This window comes from Stenotrophomonas sp. 63632_Sma, from assembly GCF_056482875.1.
In genome coordinates, this window is record NZ_CM151220.1 from 2,711,544 (window position 1) to 2,730,533 (window position 18,990).

The window sequence follows — 18,990 nt, forward strand, 5'->3', positions numbered from 1 at the left end:
TGCCTCGCCCCGCAATCAGTTGGCCTTGGCCGCCTCGGCATTCCACGCTGCGACCCTGGCCTTGGTGTCGGCCAGCATCTTGTCCAGCGCGGCGCGATCATACACGTTGCCGCGCAGGATCACGCTGTCGATCTTTTCGGTGGCAGCAATGTCCTGCAGTGGGTTGGCGGTCAGCAGTACCAGATCGGCGGCCTTGCCCTGTGCGACACCACCGTAGCGGTCCATCTGGCCGAACCAGGCCGGGCCGGAACGGGTTGCGGCCGACAGCGCCTGCGGTGCGCTCAGGCCTTCCTTCACGAACAGCTGCAATTCCTGGTGCAGGGCGATGCCCGGGAAGTTGAACGAGTTGAGGAAGCCCGCATCGGTGCCCGCAATGATCGTCACACCGGCTTCCTGCAGCATCGGCAGCACCGCGGCCACCTGGTGGTACTGCGCGTGGCGCGCTTCGATCTGTGCCGGCGTGGCCTTCGCCGCGCGGTCCACGCGCCACTGGTAGGTCGCGCGCAGGCCCGGGCCGATGTAGGCCAGGTACGGATCGTTGGCGTGGTCATCCTGGTCAAGGAAATCGAGGATGCGGCCACCGTTGAGGGTCGGGGTCACGAACACGCCGCGCTTGGCGAAATCGCGGTAGGCGTGCATCGCCGTATCACGATCGAAGCTGGCGTCGAGGCGGCGGTTGGCTTCGGCGCGGTCGATGCGACCGGCACCGAAGTCGGCGGCGATCTGCGCTTCGTCCTTGCTGCCGGCCTTGAATGCATAATCCAGATGCTCGATCGAGGCCAGGCCCGCATCGACCGCCTGCTCCACGGTCAGTGCCATCGGAATATGCCCCGAGGCCTTGAAGCCGGCCTTGCGCGCAGCACTGGCCGAGTACAGGAACAGCTCCGGCTTCAGCGTGCTGTCGGTGATCTTCACGAAATCAACCTTGTCGTGCTGCAGGCGGGCGATCGCCTTGTCGGCGTCGGCCTCGCTGCCCACTTCGATCGTACCCTTCCAGACCGGCTTGATGCCTTCGATCTTCGCGCCCGAACTGAGCAGGCGCGGACCAAACAGCGTGCCCTTGGCGATCTCGCCGCGCCACTGCAGCACCTGCTCGGGCAGGTCACCGGAACAGTCGCGCACGGTGGTGATGCCGTGCGCGATATATAGCGGCAGCAGCGCCTTGTTCTCTTCGATCAGCGCCGGGCCACCACCGAAGTGCACGTGCATGTCCCACAGCCCCGGAATCAGGTACTTGCCCTTGGCATCGATCTGGCGGGCCGCGCTCCATTGGCTGCGCAGCTGCGCGTCCGGGCCGACGGCCACGATATCCTCGCCACGGATCACCACGCTCTGTCCGGCCAGGGTGCTGGCGTGCTCGACATCGACCACGGTGGCATTGCGGATCAGCAGGTCGGCGCGCTCGGCAGCAGACGCCGACAGCGGGGCCACTGCAAGGAGGATGGCAAGGGACAACGGACGGGAACGGAACATGGACAGCATCCTGATGGGCACGACCAGCGTGCGGGGTGGAAGGGAACAGTCTTCAGCGCACCGCGCCGTGCTGGCGCAGCAGGGTTTCAATTCCGGTATAGCCGCGCTGGCGCGCGTGCGCCAGCGGCGTCACACCGTCGCCGTCGGCCAGCTCGGGGTCGGCGCCGGCCTCCAGCAGCAGCTGCACGATCTGCACGTGGCGCGCGCCGCCGTCACCGAGCAGGATCGCTTCCAGCAGCGCGGTCCAGTGCAGGCGGTTGACATGGTCTACAGCGACGCCGGCACGCAGCAGCGTGCGCACGGTGGCGACGTGGCCGCGCTCGGCGGCGGGAATCAAGGCGGTGCCGCCGTAGCGGTTGGTGCTGCGCAGGTCGGCGCCATGCGCCAGGGTCATCGCCAGGATCTCGTCCAGTCCACGCGCGCCGGCGTACAGGTAGGCGCTGTCCTGCATGGCGTCCTTGGCATTGACGTCGGCGCCGGCTTCGATCAGTTCACGCGCGGCGTCTACATTGTTGCCATGCGTGGCCAGCAGCAGCGCGGTACGGCCCTGGCCATCACGCGCCTCCAGCGTGGCGCCATCCTCGATCGCCTGTCGCACCGCATCGGCATCGCCGCGGCTGGCAGCATCGCGCAGGCGGCCATCGACGTCGGCTTTGGACGTTGCGGTGCAGGCCGGGGAGACCATGGCCAGCAGGAACAACAGCAGCACGCGCGCGAACGGCGCAGGCCAGCCAGGGGAACGATGGACGCGCATGACGGTGTCTCCTCATGACCGTCGCCACGGAACGCCGTGCGACGGTAGCAACAGCCGGGCATTGCCGGCCCCTGCCCTGCATGGTAGAAGTCGGCATTGGTATCCAGAAGTGAAATGTTCAAATGCAAGACAGTGCCAAATCGAATAGAACCCTGTTCGAACTGGACCTGCTGCGGGCGCTGGTGATGGTGGCCGACTGCGGCAGCTTCACCACTGCGGCCACGCGCCTGCATTCGACCCAGTCCACGGTCAGTCAGAAGGTGCGCCGGCTGGAGGAACTGGCCGGGCATCGCCTGCTCGAACGCGGCCACCGCGACGTACACCCCACCGATGCCGGCCACACCCTGCTCGGCTACGCGCGGCGCATGCTCGACCTGAACGAGGAAATGGCACAGGCGCTGGCCGGCGCCACCGTGGAAACCGCGGTGCGCATCGGTGTGCCCGAGGACTTCGTCAACGCGCAGACCACACGCATGCTGGCCGCTTTCAGCCGTCGCCACCCGCAGGTGAAGCTGGAGATCAGCAGCGGCCTCAGCCGTGACCTCGCGCAGGGCTTCGACCACGGCGAGCTGGACCTGGTGCTGGTCAAGCAACGCCGCAACAGCCGCCAGGCGGTGCATTGCCGGCGCGAGCCGATGCACTGGATCGACAGCCTGCGCAGCAGCTGCCTGCAGCAGGACCCGCTGCCACTGGTCACCTTCCCGCCACGCGGGCTGTACCGCGACGAGATGATCCACGCCGTGGAGGCGCTGGGCCTGCGCTGGCGCATCGCCTTCACCAGTTCGTCGCTGAGTGGCATCCAGGGTGCGGTGGCCGATGGCATCGGCATCAGCCTGCTGCCGCGCCGCGCGGTCAGCCGCGAGCACCGCATCATCGATGGAGAGCGCGAGCTGCCGGTGATCGACAACTACGAGATCGGCCTGCTGCATCGCGCGGACGCCGATGATGCCGTGCGCGCACTGGCCAGCGAGCTGTGGCGGCAGGTGCAGCGCGAACCGGATTGACCACGGTAGATCCACGCCATGCGTGGATGGAAACGAGCATCCGGCATCGAAAAGGGCACTGGTGCGCCAGCAAATACATGCTTGTCGCAAACGGCCCACTGATGGCGTACCCAAAGTCTGGGCGATAGGGTGGTGAACGCCCTTCTCCGGATTACCCCGCCTATGACCAGCACGTACCAGGTTACTTTGACCCCTGCTCCGAAGGACGAAGCCGACATGCGGTTCGATCCGCTGCCACCTGCACTCATCGCGCACATGCAGCAGCAGCGTGCACAGGTTGCTGCCCTCGTCGCATCTGCGTTCCCCACCGTTCCTGTTCAATGGCCGCTGCTGCCGAGCACGCTGCAACGCGTAGTCGATGCAGAACTGATCGATCGCGATGATTGTGACGGTTGGGAAGCACTAGGGGTCGCATTCGGTGACTGTCTAGCACAGCGTGTACCGGAACTTGCCTGGACCCAGGTAACCGATGCCTGGGGCGTCGATGCGGTTCTCCGCTATGGAGAGGCCAACAGCATCGTCAGCGCCGTCACCCTGTTGATCAAGCGCGTCGAAGAAGGCGAGGCCATCGAGATCAATCATCTGCTTGAAGCCCTCGAGGAGCTCATCATCCAGCAAGCGCTAAAGTCCAACTGAGCCCATGAGAGGACGATTGAGCCGCGCAGAATGACGTATACGGACCTTGATGCTGCACCTGCGGGAGCAATCAGAGTTCGCGCATTGATCATCGATATCTGATCAGACCTGCCGCACCAAGGCACTACATCGCCGGCTACAGTCGCCCAAGTTTCCGTGCCCCACGGCGCCTCGCCATGTCCGATGAAATCCCCACCCGCTTCGATCCCCTGCCCGCTGCACTGCAGACGCATCTGCAGCACCAGCGCTCGCTGATCGCTGCGCGCGTGGCCGCCGGCTTTCCGACGTTGCCGGTGCAGTGGCCGCTGGCGGCCACCACGCTGCAGCGCGTGGTCGATGCCGAGCTGATCGACCGCGACGACTGCGATGGCTGGGAAGCACTGGGCGTGGCGTTCGGTGACACCCTGGCCCAGCGCGTGCCGGGCCTGGCCTGGATGCAGGTGACCGATGCCTGGGGTATCGACGCGGTGCTGCGCTATGCCGACAGCAGCCTGCAGATCGGCGCCAGCACGCTGCTGCTCAAGCGCATCGAGCAGGGCGAGCTCATCGACATCGCCCATCTGCTTGCGTGGCTGGAAGAGTTCGTCGCTACCCGCGCCGACGATTACGTATGAAAAGCCTCCGAGCGTGGCTCGGCGCTACACGGGTTGGCCCGGCGTGGATCTACAGCCAACGGCCATCAACTACCACGCGCCGCTCCACCGGCACCCCGGCCACAGCGGCCGGGCCGTGGTCGGCACGCACCGCCACGAAAGTGGCCGGATGCCCTTCCACAAGACCGTACTGCGGCAGCCCGATCACCTGCGCGGCATGGGTGGTCACCATGTCCAGCGCCAGCATCAGGTCGGCATCGGTATGGAAGCCGGAGCGGTAGCCCAGCAGCATCGCCCGCTGCAACAGATCGCCGTTGCCATACGGCCACCAGCAGTCACGGATGTTGTCGTTGCCCGCGAACACGCGCACACCGGCATCATGCAGCGCGCGCAGCGGCGGGAACGGATGATCGCCCGGCGCGTTGCTCATGATCGCTACGCCGGCCGTGGCCAGCGCCTCGCCCACCTGCAGCGCGCGCGCCAGCGGCACGTCGCCCAGCGAATAGGCATGGCTGACCGCCACCCGACCCTGCAGGCCAGCGGCCCGGGTGCGCGCGGCGATGCGCAGCAGCTGCGCCAGGCCGGTTTCGCCGGGCTCATGCAGATGGATGTCCAGCTGAACGCCGTAACGCTCGGCCAAGCCGAACAGCAGCGCCAGCTGGCCTTCGGCATCACCGTCGAGCGTGGTCGGGTCGATGCCGCCGAGCACCTCCACGCCCGCAGCAAGGGCCTGCTCAAGCACCGCAGCGGTACCAGCGCAGGACATCACCCCGGCCTGTGGGAACGCCACCAGCTGGATGCGCATGATGTCGGCACAGCGCAATGCGGCCTCGCGCACCGCCTCCAGGTGGCGCAGGCCGGTGCTGCCATCGATATCGACATGGCAGCGCATTGCCACTGTGCCGAAGCCGCTGCATTGGCGGATCAGCGCCTCGGCGCGATCGACCATCGGCGTCGCAGCCGCCACTGCCGCCTTTTCCACCGCCAGCCGTTCACGCAGGCTGTTCACCGGCTGATGCGGGTGCCAACGGTCGCCGACGAAGCTCTTGTCGAGGTGAATGTGGCCGTCGACCAGCCCGGGCAGCACCGCGAAGCCCTGCAGGTCGACGCATTCCGCCCCTTCGGCCGGCGCGGCCTCGCCAGTGAGCCCGCTGATGCGGCCATCACGGATATGGAAATGCAGTGGCGCGCCGGCGCGGTCCACCGCACCGTGGACGAACTGAAGCGTCATCGGAAACTCCCGGAAAGCCAAGTCATGGCCGCCATCCTGCGCGCCGGCACCGCCATCGGCCAACGAAATATCTGGATGCCACACATTCATCAGAACGATGATTCCCCCTGCGACAACCGGTCGCAGCCACGCCGTGCACCCCCCTGAACGGGTAACATGGGCGCCTGTTTCCGCTGTGATGCCGCATGGGCCCGTCCGACCGCCACGATCGTCTCCGCCGCTGGCAGGCCGCGTCCCTGCTTGCCGCCGCTCCGATCGCCAGCCTGTCCGCCACTGATGCTGCGGCCGCCGCGCCGCTGCAGTCGCCGCCAGGCCAGCAGCGCATCGCCCCGGCTGCGCTGGTCGAGCGCCTGCACCAGCGCGTGCTGTCCGGGCAGAGCGCCACCGCCACGCTGGAACACTGGTGCGCAGAGCACGGCCTGGCCGAACAGGCGCGGGTGCGCGCCGTTCGCATACACGGCCAGGACAAGCCTGCCCCCGCCGACGTGCTGCAGGCGCTGGGCGTGAAGCCGGGTACCGACCTGCGCTATCGCCGCGTGCAGCTGGTCTGCGGCAGCCGCGTGCTGTCCGAGGCCGACAACTGGTACCTGCCTGGTCACCTCAGCCCGGCCATGAACCAGGTGCTGGACAGCACCGACGAACCGTTCGGTCGCGTGGTCGGCCCGCTCGGCTTCCAGCGTCAGACCCTGGCTGACCAGACGTTCTGGCCGCCGCGGGGCGAAGGCGATCACGGCGTGATCCTGGAAGTGCGTGCCCTGCTGCGCGACCGCCAGCAGCAGCCTTTCAGCTACGTCATCGAGTCGTACCTGCAGCAGACGCTTCCGTAACGCGCCGCGGCGCCGGGCATCCGCCGGCTACGGGCCCGTGATGGCGTTGGCTGCAGGATCCACCGAGAACACGAAGCGCCCACCACGCTGGTCCCTGCCCCATGTCATCGGCGCCGTGGTCAGACTGTAGACCGGGGCCGCCTTGTCCGTGCCGATCGCCTCGGACCAGGCACTGAAATCCTCATCGGTACGGCTTCGGATCTCGCCAACACACAGGCTGTAGCCACAGGCGAAAGACACCAGCGTGCCGTCGCTGCCGATGATCCGGGTCGCGGCCGTCCTGTAGAGCCGGGTCAGGTCCTGCACTTCCGGGTGGCCAGCCGCATCGCGCTCGAACTGGCTGATCGCCTGCGCGAAAGCCTTGTCGGAACCCAGCAGCGCCTCACTCTTCTGCACGGACACCGCACCCTCGCTCAGCAGCATGCGCTCGCCCTCGAGGAAGTGCCCCTCCGGTTGCGCGAGCCCAGCGGCAGCCGTCGTGGCACTCGATGCCGTTGCCGCGCGCGATGGCCCAGCGTGCTCCGCTGGCTGCGCGTGAGACTGCGCAGGCGCGGCATTGGCCACCTCCGCGGCATCCTCCACGCTGGCCGCCTGCCTGCCACTGCAACCTGCAATGGCCACCACTGCAATCACACTCCACACCCTGACATCCATGCGCATCCTCCTCCGTGTATCGCCACAGCATGCCATGTGCTCGCAGGCAACACGGATGCACTGCACAAAGAAAAGCCCGGCAATGCCGTAATGCTGTTCACTTAAGCAGCTGAGCCAATCAGAATCCGATGCCAGTCTTCTGGCATCGGATTTTTTGTGCCCATCCAACAGCAACTGCTCGACCTTGGTGACCTGTTCAATTTCTCCGACCTGAGCACCTTCACCCAGAACATCCCGGTGGAATGGGTGTCCAGCGCGCTGGAACTCTCCTCGCAGGCCTCCATCCGCAGGCGCAGATTACCCAGCGATCAGGTGTTGTGGCTGGTGCTGGGCATGGCCCTGTTCCGCGATGAACCGGTGCATGAGGTGGCCAGGCGACTGAACATCTGTGCCCAAGGCCTTGCATCGCTGGATCTGCCTGCACGCAGCGGCATCAGCCAGGCTCGCGCGCGGCTTGGCGCAGATCCGGTAGAGGATCTTTTCCGCAGGTGCGGCCAGCATTGGGGTGCCGAGCGCTATCCCGACGATGACTGGCAGGGCCTGCAGGTGCTGGCCGTTGACGGTGCCCTGCTGCGCACCGCAGACACGCCAGAACTACGTGCGCATTTTGGGTCGGGCAATACCGGCACCGAACGGCAGACGCCTTATCCGCTGATGCGGCTGGTGGCGCTGATGAACGTGCGCTCGCACATCATGCTCGATGCCCGGCTCAGCCCCTACCGTCGAGGCGAAATGCGTTTGGCAGAGGACTTCTTCGAGAAGATCCCGGATCGCTCGATTACTCTGTTGGACAAGGGTTTCTGGGGCGCGGATCTGCTGTTGAGCCTGGCCGGAAACGGTACTGAGCGGCACTGGCTTACGCCCTCGCGGAGCAATCTGGTGGCCGAAGAAGTGGAGCGCTACAACGCGCATGATCGGCTGCTGGAAATGCGCGTTTCTCCACAGGCGCGGAAGAAGAATCCCGCACTGCCCACGCACTGGCGGGTGCGTGAAGTGAGCTACGAGCATCAGGGCAGGATCAAGACGGTGCTGACGTCGCTACCGGCAGGGACCTACAGCACAAAAGCCGTAGCCGCGCTCTATCAGGAGCGCTGGGAAATCGAGCTGGGTTTCCGCGATCTCAAAAGCTCGATGCAGCGAAATGCAGTGACCCTGCGCAGCAAGACCGTCGAGCTGGTGTATCAGGAAGTATGGGGGCTGCTGCTGGCGTACAACATCATCCGCCGCGAGGCGAGCCAAGCGGCGGTTGCCTACGGCCGCGCACCCTCGGAGATACGTTTCAAACCTGCCTGCCACTACATCGCCGCGCAGCTGATCGTGATGGCGGCGGCACAACCCGCTTCGGCTACCGGAAGGCGTTTATCCCAGCTGCGATCCGGCGTCGCCAGCCTCTTCCTGGAGCACCGTCCCCGGCCAACAACTCCGAGGACGGTGAAGATCTCCAAAACCCGTTATCCCGTCGATCGCAAGGCTGCACCGCTTAAGTGAACAGCATTACGGCAATGCCGGGCCTTTCGTTCGCCTGCCGGATCAGCGGAACCGGTAGTCCAGCTGCACCCAGTACTGGCGGCCATACGGATCGTAGTTGCCGACCGGATAGAACGGCCAGCCGCCTCCGTTCTTGTCCGCCGGCGGGCGGCTGTCACGCAGGTTGTTGACGATCACGCCCACCGACAGGTTCTCGCCGAACTGGCGGAACACGCTGGCGTTGTACGTCATGTACGGCGCGATGCGGCCACTGCCATCGGTCTTCGGCAGCGAGCCGAAGCGGTTGCCGTACAGCGTGGTGGTCCAGTCACCCTGGTTCCAGGTGATGCTGCCGTTGGCCTTGCTGCGCCACTGGTAGTCATCCAGCGAATTGCGGATGTCACGCTCCGGATCATCGGAGAACTGCCGGTACTTGTGCTCCAGCACCACGGTGTAGGCCAGGCGCGTGGTGAAGCGGCCATAGCGACCGGCATCGAAACGCCAGTTGCCCTTCAGGTCCAGGCCGCGAACCGATTCAGAGGCGGCGTTGATCGGATTGATCAGCACACGGGTCACCTGGTCCGGCTGCACGGTTGCATTGGACGGATTGCGGATCACACGCGACAGCGCGTCCTGGCACAGCGGTGAGCCGATGTCACGCGCTTCGCCGCCCAGCGTCTTTCCCAATCGGCAATCGGCCTCGTCGCGCAGGATGCGGCTGGTATCGAGGCTGGTCACCTCGTTGTCGATGCGGATGTCGTAGTAATCGGCACTGAAATCCAGGCCAGCCGCCGGCGACCAGACCACGCCGAAGCCATACGACTTGGCCGATTCCGGCTGCAGCTGCGGGTTGGCACGGTTGCTGTAATCGATCGACAGACCGTTGTAGTCGCAGTTGTCATACGACTGGCCTGCGGTGCGGCAGCGCCAGTAGTCGGTCATGCCCGGGTTGTAACCACGCGTCTCGGTCGCGAACACGTAGTTCATGTCCGGCGCCCGGAAGCTGGTGGCAGCAGTACCACGGATCAGCAGGCTCTCGATCGGGCGGAACTCGACGCCGAAGCTCCAGGTCGCCTTGCCGATGTGCTCACCACCGGCACGGTACTGGTCATAGCGCCCGGCCAGGGTGGTGGTCAGCGACTGCAGCAACGGCAGCTGCAGCTCCACGCCGGCAGCATAGCGGTCGCGCTCGCCACCGGCACCAATACCGGCGCTGGTGTTCCAGAATTCACCGCTGCCCAGTCGGGGGTCCGGTCGATTGCGATAGCCCTGGCTGCCAGCCTCGACCACCGCGGCCAGCGCTGCGTCGCCACCGGGCAGTGCGAACAGCCGGCCGTTGACGCTGGCGCTGAAGGTCTGCAGCCACGCCGCGTTGCGGCTCTCCTGGTAGCCGGACAGACTCTGGTACTCGTTCGGGCTCAGCGGCTGGAACAGGCGCGCGGGATCCGGCGCATAGACCTCTACGCCATTGCGCACGCCCAGCTTCGGGCCCAGCAGGTATTCGTTGATACCGGCCAGCAGTACCGGGCGGCGGGTGCGGTTCTCGTATCGCGAGCGGCTGTAGACCGCCTCATAGTCCCAGCCGCTGTCGCCGATCTGGCCACGTGCGCCGACGTTGAACGACCACGAGTTTTCCAGGAAGCGGTTGGCATTGCGCGGCAGCCCGCCGATTTCCTCCGGCGCGAAGCGGCGGTACCAGCTTTCCAGGTTGCCGGTGGTCTGGTTGTAGAAGTAGTTGCGGGCCGAGGTCCAGGTCGGCGCACGCGTGTTGTTGTAGATCCGCGCGCTGCCCACGGCGACATCGGCAAACAGGTCAGTGGTCTCGTTGACGTGGAAGGTCAGCAGGCCATAGCCATTGAGGTTGCGCTTCTGGGTCTGCACGGTCCAGTAGCTGGCGGCGGCCTCGTTGCTGCCGCAGTACCAGCCCTGGCGAGGGTTGAAGGCGCGGAACACGCTGCCGCCATAGATGTCAGACGCCCCGTCGCAGCCAGTGACGCCCGGATCGATGTTGCGGCCGGTGGCGGCATTGCGGCGATAGGCGATCGCGGTCGCCTGCGGTGCCTTGCCGGCCGGATCATCGTCCAGCGAATCCATGAAATCGCGCTGGCGCGCGTGGATCGCCTTGCGCACATCGAACTCGAAGCCGAACAGCGCATCCCAACGCTCGCCGGAACTACCACCGACCACCTGCGCGCGCTGGTTGTCGCCGCCGCCCTGCTGGGTGCCACCGGCGCGCACGTTCACATCCACGCCCTCAAAGCGGTCCTTGAGGATGATGTTGACCACGCCGGCGATCGCATCGGAGCCGTATACCGCCGACGCACCTGCCGCCAGGACCTCGATGCGCTCGATCAGCGCACTGGGAATGTTGGCCAGGTTGACCACGTTCACCGAGCCCTCGTAGGCCAGCGGGTAGTCGGCCTGGCGGCGGCCGTTGACCAGCACCAGCGTGCGGTTCGGGCCCAGCCCGCGCAGGTTGATGGTGTTGGCGGCCGGGGTGAAGGTGTTGCCGAAGTCCTCGCCCTGTACGTTTCCGGTGTTCTCGGTCAGCGCGCTCAGTGCGTCGAAGGCATTGCGGTAGCCCTGCGCATCGATCTGTTCGCGGCTGATCACCGTCACCGGCGACGGGCCCTCGACACTGGCGCGTGGAATGCGCGAGCCGGTGACCTTCACTTCCTGCAATGTGGTGGGTGCGCTTTCCTGCGCGAAGGCCGGCAACGAGACCAGCATCAGGGACGACAGTGCGAGCACCAGCGGACGCGGGCGCAGCGCCTTGTGGGAGGCGGACATGGGCTTCCTGGGGAGTTGGGCGGGTGGTGGTACGGGGGCAGCGGCCTGTACGGCGCATAACGATCCCGTAACGAAAGTGTCCTGAATGGGGGGTTTCAACGGAAATGACCAGGCCTGATGGCCTTATGCCTGAACCGAATCAGACCCGCAGTGCCATCCACCACACTTTTGCAATGTTTTGAATGGTGCAGGGCTGCAGGCACGGCCATCGTGCCGGGGATGATGACCCCGTACCCCACTTCCCTCCTTCCCCCATTGCGCCCGGTGCTGCGCCGTCACCTGCTGCAGCTGCAGGCCGCACCGGTCACCCTGCGCCCTTTCCAGCGTGCCGACCTGCCGCGCTGGCGCCTGTTCGATGACCGCCGCCGGCGCGGCCGCCGCGATCCGTCCGTCATCGATGAGGAAGCGCGCTTCCTCGCCCACATGCATCGCTCACGCCTGGAACAGGACAACGACCAGCTGCTGCTGGGGGTGTTCGATGACGAGCACGGCAACGTACTGGACCAGCTGCACGTACGGCTGCAATCACTACACGCGCGCAGCGCCGAACTGCTGTCGCTGCAGCATTGGCACCCGCATGCCGACGCGGCGCTGCAGGCGCTGTGTCCGTTCTTGTTCGAGGACGTCGGCCTGCATCGCCTGTTCGTGATGCTGCCACCGGACTGCAGTGATCCGTTCGCCACCGCGCTGCGGGCCTTCGGCTTCGAGCAGGAAGGCCTGCTGCGCGACCATCATCTGGATCTGGATGGCTGGCAGGATCGCCAGCTGCTGGCGCTGACCGCCCCCATGTGGCGGAGCAAGCACAGCGTGCTGGACTAGCGCATCCGCTCCAGCGCGTTGCCGGCACCGGTCAGCACCGAGCAGGCGTGGTCCTGCAGCTCTTCGGCGCTGGCCTCGTTGCCGGTGCCCGCGTCCACACGGGTGGCCAGCAGGATGAAGCCCGGGACGCCCTGCACGGCGTCCCGGCCCGCCACAACCAGGCTCCACTGGCCGACGTCGTCCACGCCTGCGAGGTCGTAGGCCAGCAGATTGAGCGGATTGGCGGTCAGTTCTGCGCCCGGCAGCAGGCGTGCCTGGTACTGATGGCCGCGCAGCAGCACCGGCAGCGGTGTCCACTGGCTGCCCAGAGCGGCAGCATGCGTGTCCAGCGCCTGCAGCACGTCGGCACGCAGGCAATCCACGTGAATATGCAGCTGATGTTGCGAGCGGCCATGCGGTGAATTCAGCGCCAGGCTGGCAACGTTGCGCGGCAGCGGTTGGCCCAGCGCCCGTTCGGTGTGGGTGCGGGCCAGCCAGGCCGCGCCGAAGTAGTTGGGTGCACCACGCTGGTACAGGCTGCGGCTCTCGATGCCGCTGACCTTGTCCAGCGGCATCAGCAGGAACTGGTAGTCGCCGTGCGCGTCCTTGACCAGCACATCGCGGCGGTCTGCTGCCGTCTCCACCCGCAGGCAATCGCCACGCGGGCCTTCGGCGCCCTGGCAGTCACGTTCAATCAATCGCCACAATGCATCGGAATGGGCCGGCGGCGGAGGCGCGCTGGCACAGGCAGACAACAGCAGCAGGGACGACAGCAGGAAGGGGCGCAAGGACACGGCACGACTCACGGAGCAGGCACGGCAGACAGCGCCGCGCTGCATTCTAGCCAGTGCGAAGCTGCAATCAGTAGGTGCCGAACGGCACTTCAACCACGATCGGGGCGGCACCCTCGCCGGCCTGCAGGCTGTAGCGGTCCAGCGCGCCATCGTCATCGGCGTGCGGCTGGCGCTGGAACTGCAGCGGGTAGCGGCTGTCCCCCAGGCGCACGGCACTGCCGTCGGCCTCCAGCGCGGCACCTTCCGGAATCAGCAGACCGCCCAGGTCGCTGTAGGCGCCAGGTACATCGGCGAAGCTGTAGTCGGCCAGCTCGTCCACCCGCTGCATCGCATAGACGTGCGGCACATAGGGTCGTGCAGGGCTACGGCCATTGCTCAGGTCCGTCACCCAGGCCTGCGGCAGGTGGTACTCCCCGCGCAGCGCAGCGACGCCCAGCGAGGGGCTGGCCACCTGCAGGCAGCACACCGCCCGCTTGCCCTCGCGGTCGAGGATGGCGAAACGGTCGCCGCGGGTGGCCGCCTGCGGCAGCATGGCGAAGGCCAGGTTACGCTGCGCCGGCGCGTAGCCGGATTCGGTCTGCAGGTTGCGCCAGGCGCCGAATACCGGGGATTGGACCTGCTCGGGTTCCGGATCGGCAGCGGAGGCGGCAAACGCCACGCCCAGCAACGACAACATCAGGGCCGTCATTGTCTTGTCCTTGCCGCGGAAACTGCCTGCCGTCATACCGTATCCAACACCTGCGCCGGAAAGGCCCGGCCTGCCCGCTGGCGTACTGCCAGCTATTCCTCTCACTATGCAATGACCACGCTGTGCCGGCAATGACCGGGGCGCTGACGCCTTTCGCACGCTCGGTGCTATCGTTCCCGCCATCTTCCCCTGCGCAGGAGCGCTCGCATGTCTGCATTCCGTCTGTCCCTGTTGCTGCCGGCCTCCGCCCTGCTGCTGTCGGCCTGCGTCAGCACCCCTGGCCCGGAAGTCAAAGGCAGTGGCCGCTGCGACGCCAGCCAGCTGGGCTGGGCGATCGGCCAGCCGGCCAACGAGCCCAACATCCGTCGCCTGTCCCGCGAGAGCGGTGCCGGCCTGGTCAACCCGATCGGCCCCAGCACCATCACCACCAAGGACATCCGCCCGGACCGCCTGCGCGTGTTTGTGGACAAGGACAACATCATCACGTCCACCCGCTGCGAGTAAGCGCGGCAGCGGGCTTTTGTAGGGTCGAGCCATGCTCGACTGGTTTTCGGATGGGTCGCGCAGAAAACCAGTCGAGCATGGCTCGACTCTACATTTCAGGGTTCGGTATATCCCGCACAATCCGGCAGCGCCTGGTCGGGGTGGAATACCCCATCGCTGAAGCGGAACAGCCGCGTGTAGGTGCACGCCGGGTCCTGCTCGGTGCGCAGATCCTGCTTCTTCAACGGCCCCTTGGCCAGCGAATCCTCGAAGCGCGAAACACCGGCCGGGAACCGGGTCGCCACGGTCTGGTAGCGCAGCACCGGCATGCCCTCGGCGACCGTATCCAGCGCCAGCTTCGCCGAGAAGCCGTATTCGTCATGGCAGGCACCTGCGCGCTGCTTGATGTCCTGTTCGCTGAAACAGGCGCGGATCATCGCATTGCCCAGCCATGGCACGGTCAACACGTCGTCGTCCACCTGGATGTCGTCCTGCAGGTGGCGCACGCGTGCCAGTTGCAGCGTGGACGCGTCGGCACCTCCACCGGAGTACATGGCGCTGAACGTGACGATGCCACCCACCAGCACATTCTGGCGGGCGCGCTGCTGCGGGTCGGTCACCGGTTCATCGCTGCCCACGCCAGGTGCCAGCCGCACGATCCACGGCCACAGCGACAGCTCGCTTTCCTGCGGCACGTCGATGCTGACGTGGTAGGTGTGTGGCGTGCCCTGGCCCGGTTCCTTCTCAAGTACTTCCAGCACGGTCGGCCGGTCACCATCTTTGGCAACCGGCTGCACGCGCACGCACCAGTTGCCGTCCCGCGTGCACTCGTAGAGCCCCGCCGGCCCCGTCTCATGGGCGATCAGCACCTGCCCCAACGGCTCCATCACGTTGCCCGCAGCGTCACGCTGCTGCGGCAGGATCGAGCCCTGCGCCAGCGCCAGCATCGGGGTGGCCAGCAGTGCAACGCACACGGTCGTGCGGGCAAGGACGGGGGGCATGGATGAGATTCCTGCTCGTGGAATCCAGATGGTAACCGCTGCTCCGGTAGAATCGAGCTTGCTCGACTTTGCATTTGTAGAGTCGAGCTTGCTCGACTGTGCCTGTCGGGAATTGCAGCCGAGCATAGGCTCGGCTCTACAGTAAAGCCACGTTGTATCCGTCAATGCCCACTACAGTCGCAGCCACCCCACCCTTTCGCCTTCGATGTCTGGCCGATGCCCGGATTGAACGTATTGCTCGGGTCCAGCTGCCTGTAGAACCCGGCCAGCGCCGGCTTGGCCGGGTACAGGTGGCCGACGTTGTGCTCGGCTGGATACTCGGCGCCACGCTGGTCCAGCAACGCCCACATCGCATGCTCGATCGCCATCGGGTCTTCGCCTTTGCGCGCGATGTAGTCCTGGTGGAACACGTGGCACAGGAAGTGCCCGTAATACAGCTTGTGCAGCAGGCGGCCATCGATATCGACCGGCAACTGCTCGAACCAGTCGGCATCATCGCGGCGCAGGGCGATGTCCAGCGCGACGATGTCCTGCACCTGGTCGCGGTGTACCTCGCGGTAGCGCACCGCGGCGCCGGCCACAGCGAAGCGATGCAGGAACGCCTTGCGCCCCTCATCGGCCGTGCAGTGGAAGTAGCCGCCCTCATGGTCGGCGAAGAAGCCGCGCAGCCAGGCCTCGGTTTCCGCGGCGTCCTGCGCGGAGACCTTCAGCAGCAGATGATGCTCGTAGCGCTGGCGGAACTCGCCCATGCGCTTGGGCAGGTGCGAGGGCAGCAGGCCGGTCAGCACCTGCATCACCCAGTCGGTCACGCCGCGCAGGCCCAACCGCTCGAACCAGCCATCGACGCGGCTCTTCAGTGCGAAGGCGGCCGGCACGCGGGCGGTGCCAAGGCGGTCGATCAGCAGGAAACTGTCCTTGCCGTAGCGCTCGCCGATGTCATAGGCATCGCGGTGGATGTATTCGCCGGCAATCGGCAAGCGTTCGAAGCCGGTCAGCAGCTGGCGCCGGATCGCGGTGAGGCTGTCGGTGCGATTGCTGCCGATATAGAAGACCTCGGCGGCCTCCTTTTCGAAGGTGTCCAGACGCACCGCGAACACCGCCAGCTTGCCGGCAGAGCCCGCTGCCTCGAAGTGACGGCTGGGGTCCGCATTGAAGCGTGCCGGCGTATCGGCATCGACCCGGCGCACCTCGTCGGCGTAGCGTGGATCGGAGGCGGCGCGGCCATCGCCGTCCCCAACGTCGGCAGCACGGTAGTCACCCGCCTGCAGGCGCTGCAGGATCTGCTCGGGCGTATCGCCCAGCGCGATGCCCAGATGGTTGACCAACTGCAGCTGGCCCTGCGCATCGACCTGCGCATACAGTGCCAGCTCGGTGTAGGCCGGGCCACGGCGCACCAGCGCGCCGCCGGAGTTGTTGCAGATGCCACCGAGTACCGACGCACCGATGCAGGACGAGCCGATGACCGAATGCGGTTCGCGGCCGAGCGGTGCCAGCGTCTGCTCCAGGCGGTCCAGCGTCGCGCCAGGAAGGCACAGCACCTGGCGGCCTTCGTTCAACAGCTGGATGCCGGTCAGGCGCAGCGTGCTGACCAGCACGATCGGACGCCCATAGTCGCTGCCATCCGGGGTCGAGCCACCGGTCAGGCCGGTGTTGGACGCCTGCAGGATGATCGCCGCTCCGCCCTGCACCGCCGCCTGCAGCACACGCCACAGCTCCAGCAGCGTCCCCGGGCGCACCACCGCCAGCACCGGGCCGTCGCCGAAACGGTAGCCACGGCGAAAACGGCGGGTGGCCTTGTCGCCGGTCAATACATGGCGGTTGCCGACCGCATCGCGCAACTGCGCCAGCACGGCATCGTGGCCACTCATGGCAGGCTGACCAGCGAATCGCGACCGATGTCGGCGATGCGGCGCGCACCGGTCAGTGTCATCGCCACGCGCATTTCCTTCGCGATCAGGTCCAGCAGGTTGGCCACGCCCGCCTCACCCTGCGCTGCAAGTGCATAGACGAAGGCACGGCCCAGCAGCACGGTATCGGCACCCAACGCCAGCATGCGCACCACGTCCAGGCCAGTGCGGATGCCGGAATCGGCGAGGATCTTCAGATCGCCCTGTACCGCATCGGCAATCGCCGGCAGTGCGCGTGCGGTGGACAGCACGCCGTCCAACTGGCGGCCACCGTGATTGGAGACCACGATGCCATCGGCGCCGAACTTGACCGCATCACGTGCGTCATCCGGGTCGAGGATGCCCTTGATCACCATTGGGCCCTTCCAGAACTCGCGGATCCACTCCAGGTCCTTCCACGAAATGGAAGGATCGAAGTTGCTGCCGAGCCAGCCGATGTAATCCTCCAGCCCGGTCGGGTTGCCGCGGTAGGTGGAGATGTTGCCCAGATCATGCGGGCGGCCGAACAGGCCCACGTCCCACGCCCAGTGCGGGTGGGTGATGGCCTGGCCGATGCGGCGCAGCGAGGCGTTCGGACCGCTCATGCCGGAGTGGGCATCGCGGTAGCGCGCACCCGGCACCGGCATGTCCACGGTGAACACCAGGGTGGTCACGCCCGCAGCCTGCGCGCGCTCCAGCGCATTGCGCATGAAGCCACGATCGCGCAGCACGTACAGCTGGAACCACATCGGCCGCTGGATGGCCGGTGCCACTTCCTCGATCGGGCACACCGATACGGTGGACAGGGTGAACGGGATGCCTCGGCTGTCGGCCGCGCGCGCCGCCTGTACCTCACCGCGCCGGGCATACATGCCGGTCAGGCCGACCGGGGCGAGCGCCACCGGCATTGCCAGCGTTTCGCCGAACAGCTCGGTTTCCAGGCTCAGGTCGGACATGTTGCGCAGGATGCGCTGGCGCAGCGCGATGTCGGACAGGTCGGAAACGTTGCGCTTCAGCGTGTGCTCGGCATACGCGCCGCCATCGATGTAGTGGAACAGGAACGGCGGCAGCCGGCGTTGCGCTGCGGCACGGTAATCGGTGGAGGCGGAGATGATCATGGGGTCAACCGTGTGGGGAAGGTAGACGCGAGGCCCGCGCACGCCGGGCTTCGTTGTCATCGAGGGTGCGCAGCGTGGTGTGCACGAACTCGAGGTGGGCATGCGCGGCGGCGCGCGCGCGTTCGGGGTCGCCGGCAAGCACCGCGTCCATCATCTCGCGGTGCTGGTCAGACAACGGCGAGAAGGTCCTCGCCGAGGTGTAGAGCTTTTCGCGGCTCTGCGAGATGTTGGTCTGCAGCAGTTCGAACAGCCCGCGCATCACCTGCAGCAGCACGAGGTTGTGCGAGGCCTCCGCGATGGACAGGTGGAAGGCCGCGTCGGCCTCCGCTTCGCCGGTGGGGTCATCCTTGCCGTGCGCGTCCATCATGGTCTGGAACGCCTGCGCGATGCGCGTACGATCCTCATCGGTGGCGCGCAACGCTGCATGCCAGGCGGTGGCACCTTCCAGCGCGTGGCGGATCTCCAGCACGTCGAAGCGGTATTCCGGATCGCCCTGGAACAGCGGCAGGTAGGGCGCCAGCGGTTCATCCAGCGCCTGCCGCGCCCGCGCCGCCGGTTCGGCCACATAGGTGCCGCCACCGACCCGCGCGGTCAGCAGGCCCTGGCTGGCCAACTGCGCGATGGCTTCACGCAGCGCGGTGCGCGAGACCCCCAGCTGCACCGCCAGGGTACGCTCGGCCGGCAGCCGGTCACCCGGCTGCAGCCGCTGTTCCTGCACCAGGCCGCGCAGCTGCGCGGCCACCTTGTCCGAAATACGTTGCGTGCTCATGGCGTCATTGTGGCCCGAAGCGCG

The 18,990-nt window shown here is 66.5% G+C and carries 18 protein-coding genes; 7 read left to right on the forward strand and 11 right to left on the reverse strand.

Translation table 11 applies throughout. The features are described from left to right. Positions 1–15 precede the first annotated feature (15 nt). Both ACZK45_RS12565 and ACZK45_RS12570 read right to left on the reverse strand, forming a co-directional pair. Positions 16–1,473, reverse strand: a complete 1,458-nt coding sequence (locus ACZK45_RS12565; RefSeq protein ID WP_049398460.1) for an amidohydrolase family protein — start codon at positions 1,471–1,473, stop codon at positions 16–18. A gap of 52 nt (positions 1,474–1,525) precedes the next feature. Next, positions 1,526–2,227, reverse strand: coding sequence for an ankyrin repeat domain-containing protein (locus ACZK45_RS12570; protein ID WP_121503527.1), 702 nt, complete (start codon positions 2,225–2,227; stop codon positions 1,526–1,528). A 122-nt stretch (positions 2,228–2,349) separates the two neighbouring features. On the opposite strand from ACZK45_RS12570, the gene ACZK45_RS12575 reads away from it, so the two are divergent. The 3 genes from ACZK45_RS12575 (at position 2,350) to ACZK45_RS12585 (ending at position 4,481) form a co-directional block, all read left to right on the forward strand. Then, on the forward strand, positions 2,350–3,231 hold the full coding sequence (locus ACZK45_RS12575; RefSeq protein ID WP_033833894.1) for a LysR substrate-binding domain-containing protein: 882 nt from the start codon (positions 2,350–2,352) through the stop codon (positions 3,229–3,231). A 162-nt stretch (positions 3,232–3,393) separates the two neighbouring features. Beyond that, complete coding sequence (locus tag ACZK45_RS12580) at positions 3,394–3,867, forward strand: DUF3806 domain-containing protein (RefSeq protein WP_182266284.1); 474 nt, start codon at positions 3,394–3,396, stop codon at positions 3,865–3,867. Positions 3,868–4,043: 176 nt separating this feature from the next. After that, positions 4,044–4,481, forward strand: a complete 438-nt coding sequence (locus ACZK45_RS12585; RefSeq protein ID WP_478444764.1) for a DUF3806 domain-containing protein — start codon at positions 4,044–4,046, stop codon at positions 4,479–4,481. 49 nt (positions 4,482–4,530) lie between these two features. Here ACZK45_RS12585 and ACZK45_RS12590 read toward each other — a convergent pair whose 3' ends face one another. Next, positions 4,531–5,691 carry an amidohydrolase family protein gene (locus ACZK45_RS12590; RefSeq protein ID WP_478444765.1) on the reverse strand — a complete coding sequence of 387 codons (1,161 nt, stop codon included), beginning with the start codon at positions 5,689–5,691 and terminating at the stop codon, positions 4,531–4,533. 185 nt (positions 5,692–5,876) lie between these two features. Here ACZK45_RS12590 and ACZK45_RS12595 point away from each other — a divergent pair, with 185 nt between their 5' ends. Then, on the forward strand, positions 5,877–6,518 hold the full coding sequence (locus ACZK45_RS12595; protein WP_071229110.1) for a hypothetical protein: 642 nt from the start codon (positions 5,877–5,879) through the stop codon (positions 6,516–6,518). Positions 6,519–6,545: 27 nt separating this feature from the next. Here the strand turns inward: ACZK45_RS12595 and ACZK45_RS12600 are convergent, their stop codons facing one another. Beyond that, positions 6,546–7,178 (reverse strand): hypothetical protein, encoded by a 633-nt coding sequence (locus ACZK45_RS12600; RefSeq protein WP_478444766.1) that lies wholly within the window; start codon positions 7,176–7,178, stop codon positions 6,546–6,548. A gap of 156 nt (positions 7,179–7,334) precedes the next feature. Between ACZK45_RS12600 and ACZK45_RS12605 the strand changes: the two genes are divergently transcribed. Continuing rightward, positions 7,335–8,660, forward strand: coding sequence for an IS4 family transposase (locus ACZK45_RS12605; protein WP_478445890.1), 1,326 nt, complete (start codon positions 7,335–7,337; stop codon positions 8,658–8,660). A gap of 42 nt (positions 8,661–8,702) precedes the next feature. Here ACZK45_RS12605 and ACZK45_RS12610 read toward each other — a convergent pair whose 3' ends face one another. Beyond that, complete coding sequence (locus ACZK45_RS12610) at positions 8,703–11,429, reverse strand: TonB-dependent receptor plug domain-containing protein (protein ID WP_478444767.1); 2,727 nt, start codon at positions 11,427–11,429, stop codon at positions 8,703–8,705. A 219-nt stretch (positions 11,430–11,648) separates the two neighbouring features. On the opposite strand from ACZK45_RS12610, the gene ACZK45_RS12615 reads away from it, so the two are divergent. Beyond that, the gene (locus ACZK45_RS12615; RefSeq protein ID WP_121503533.1) at positions 11,649–12,248 is read left to right on the forward strand and encodes a GNAT family N-acetyltransferase; all 600 of its coding nucleotides are present in this window, start codon (positions 11,649–11,651) and stop codon (positions 12,246–12,248) included. Here the strand turns inward: ACZK45_RS12615 and ACZK45_RS12620 are convergent. Continuing rightward, positions 12,245–13,021 (reverse strand): CDP-diacylglycerol diphosphatase, encoded by a 777-nt coding sequence (locus ACZK45_RS12620; RefSeq protein WP_478444768.1) that lies wholly within the window; start codon positions 13,019–13,021, stop codon positions 12,245–12,247. The two genes, ACZK45_RS12615 and ACZK45_RS12620, sit on opposite strands and share 4 nt — an antisense overlap. 67 nt (positions 13,022–13,088) lie before the next feature. Beyond that, a complete protein-coding gene (locus tag ACZK45_RS12625; protein ID WP_134951461.1) occupies positions 13,089–13,745 on the reverse strand; it encodes a decarboxylase in 657 nt (218 codons plus the stop codon). A gap of 171 nt (positions 13,746–13,916) precedes the next feature. On the opposite strand from ACZK45_RS12625, the gene ACZK45_RS12630 reads away from it, so the two are divergent. Next, positions 13,917–14,213, forward strand: coding sequence for an I78 family peptidase inhibitor (locus ACZK45_RS12630; protein WP_006373100.1), 297 nt, complete (start codon positions 13,917–13,919; stop codon positions 14,211–14,213). A 95-nt stretch (positions 14,214–14,308) separates the two neighbouring features. On the opposite strand, the gene ACZK45_RS12635 is transcribed toward ACZK45_RS12630, so the two are convergent. The 4 genes from ACZK45_RS12635 to lldR form a co-directional block, all read right to left on the reverse strand. Continuing rightward, on the reverse strand, positions 14,309–15,193 hold the full coding sequence (locus tag ACZK45_RS12635) for a hypothetical protein (protein ID WP_049398451.1): 885 nt from the start codon (positions 15,191–15,193) through the stop codon (positions 14,309–14,311). Between the two features lie 161 nt (positions 15,194–15,354). Next, on the reverse strand, positions 15,355–17,061 hold the full coding sequence (gene dld, locus ACZK45_RS12640; protein ID WP_478444769.1) for a D-lactate dehydrogenase: 1,707 nt from the start codon (positions 17,059–17,061) through the stop codon (positions 15,355–15,357). Beyond that, positions 17,058–18,197: an FMN-dependent L-lactate dehydrogenase LldD gene (lldD, locus tag ACZK45_RS12645; RefSeq protein ID WP_014037557.1), complete on the reverse strand. Its 1,140-nt coding sequence runs from the start codon at positions 18,195–18,197 to the stop codon at positions 17,058–17,060. Before lldD ends, dld begins: the two co-directional genes overlap by 4 nt. A gap of 4 nt (positions 18,198–18,201) precedes the next feature. Continuing rightward, positions 18,202–18,966, reverse strand: a complete 765-nt coding sequence (gene lldR / locus ACZK45_RS12650; RefSeq protein WP_012480578.1) for a transcriptional regulator LldR — start codon at positions 18,964–18,966, stop codon at positions 18,202–18,204. Positions 18,967–18,990: the final 24 nt, after the last annotated feature.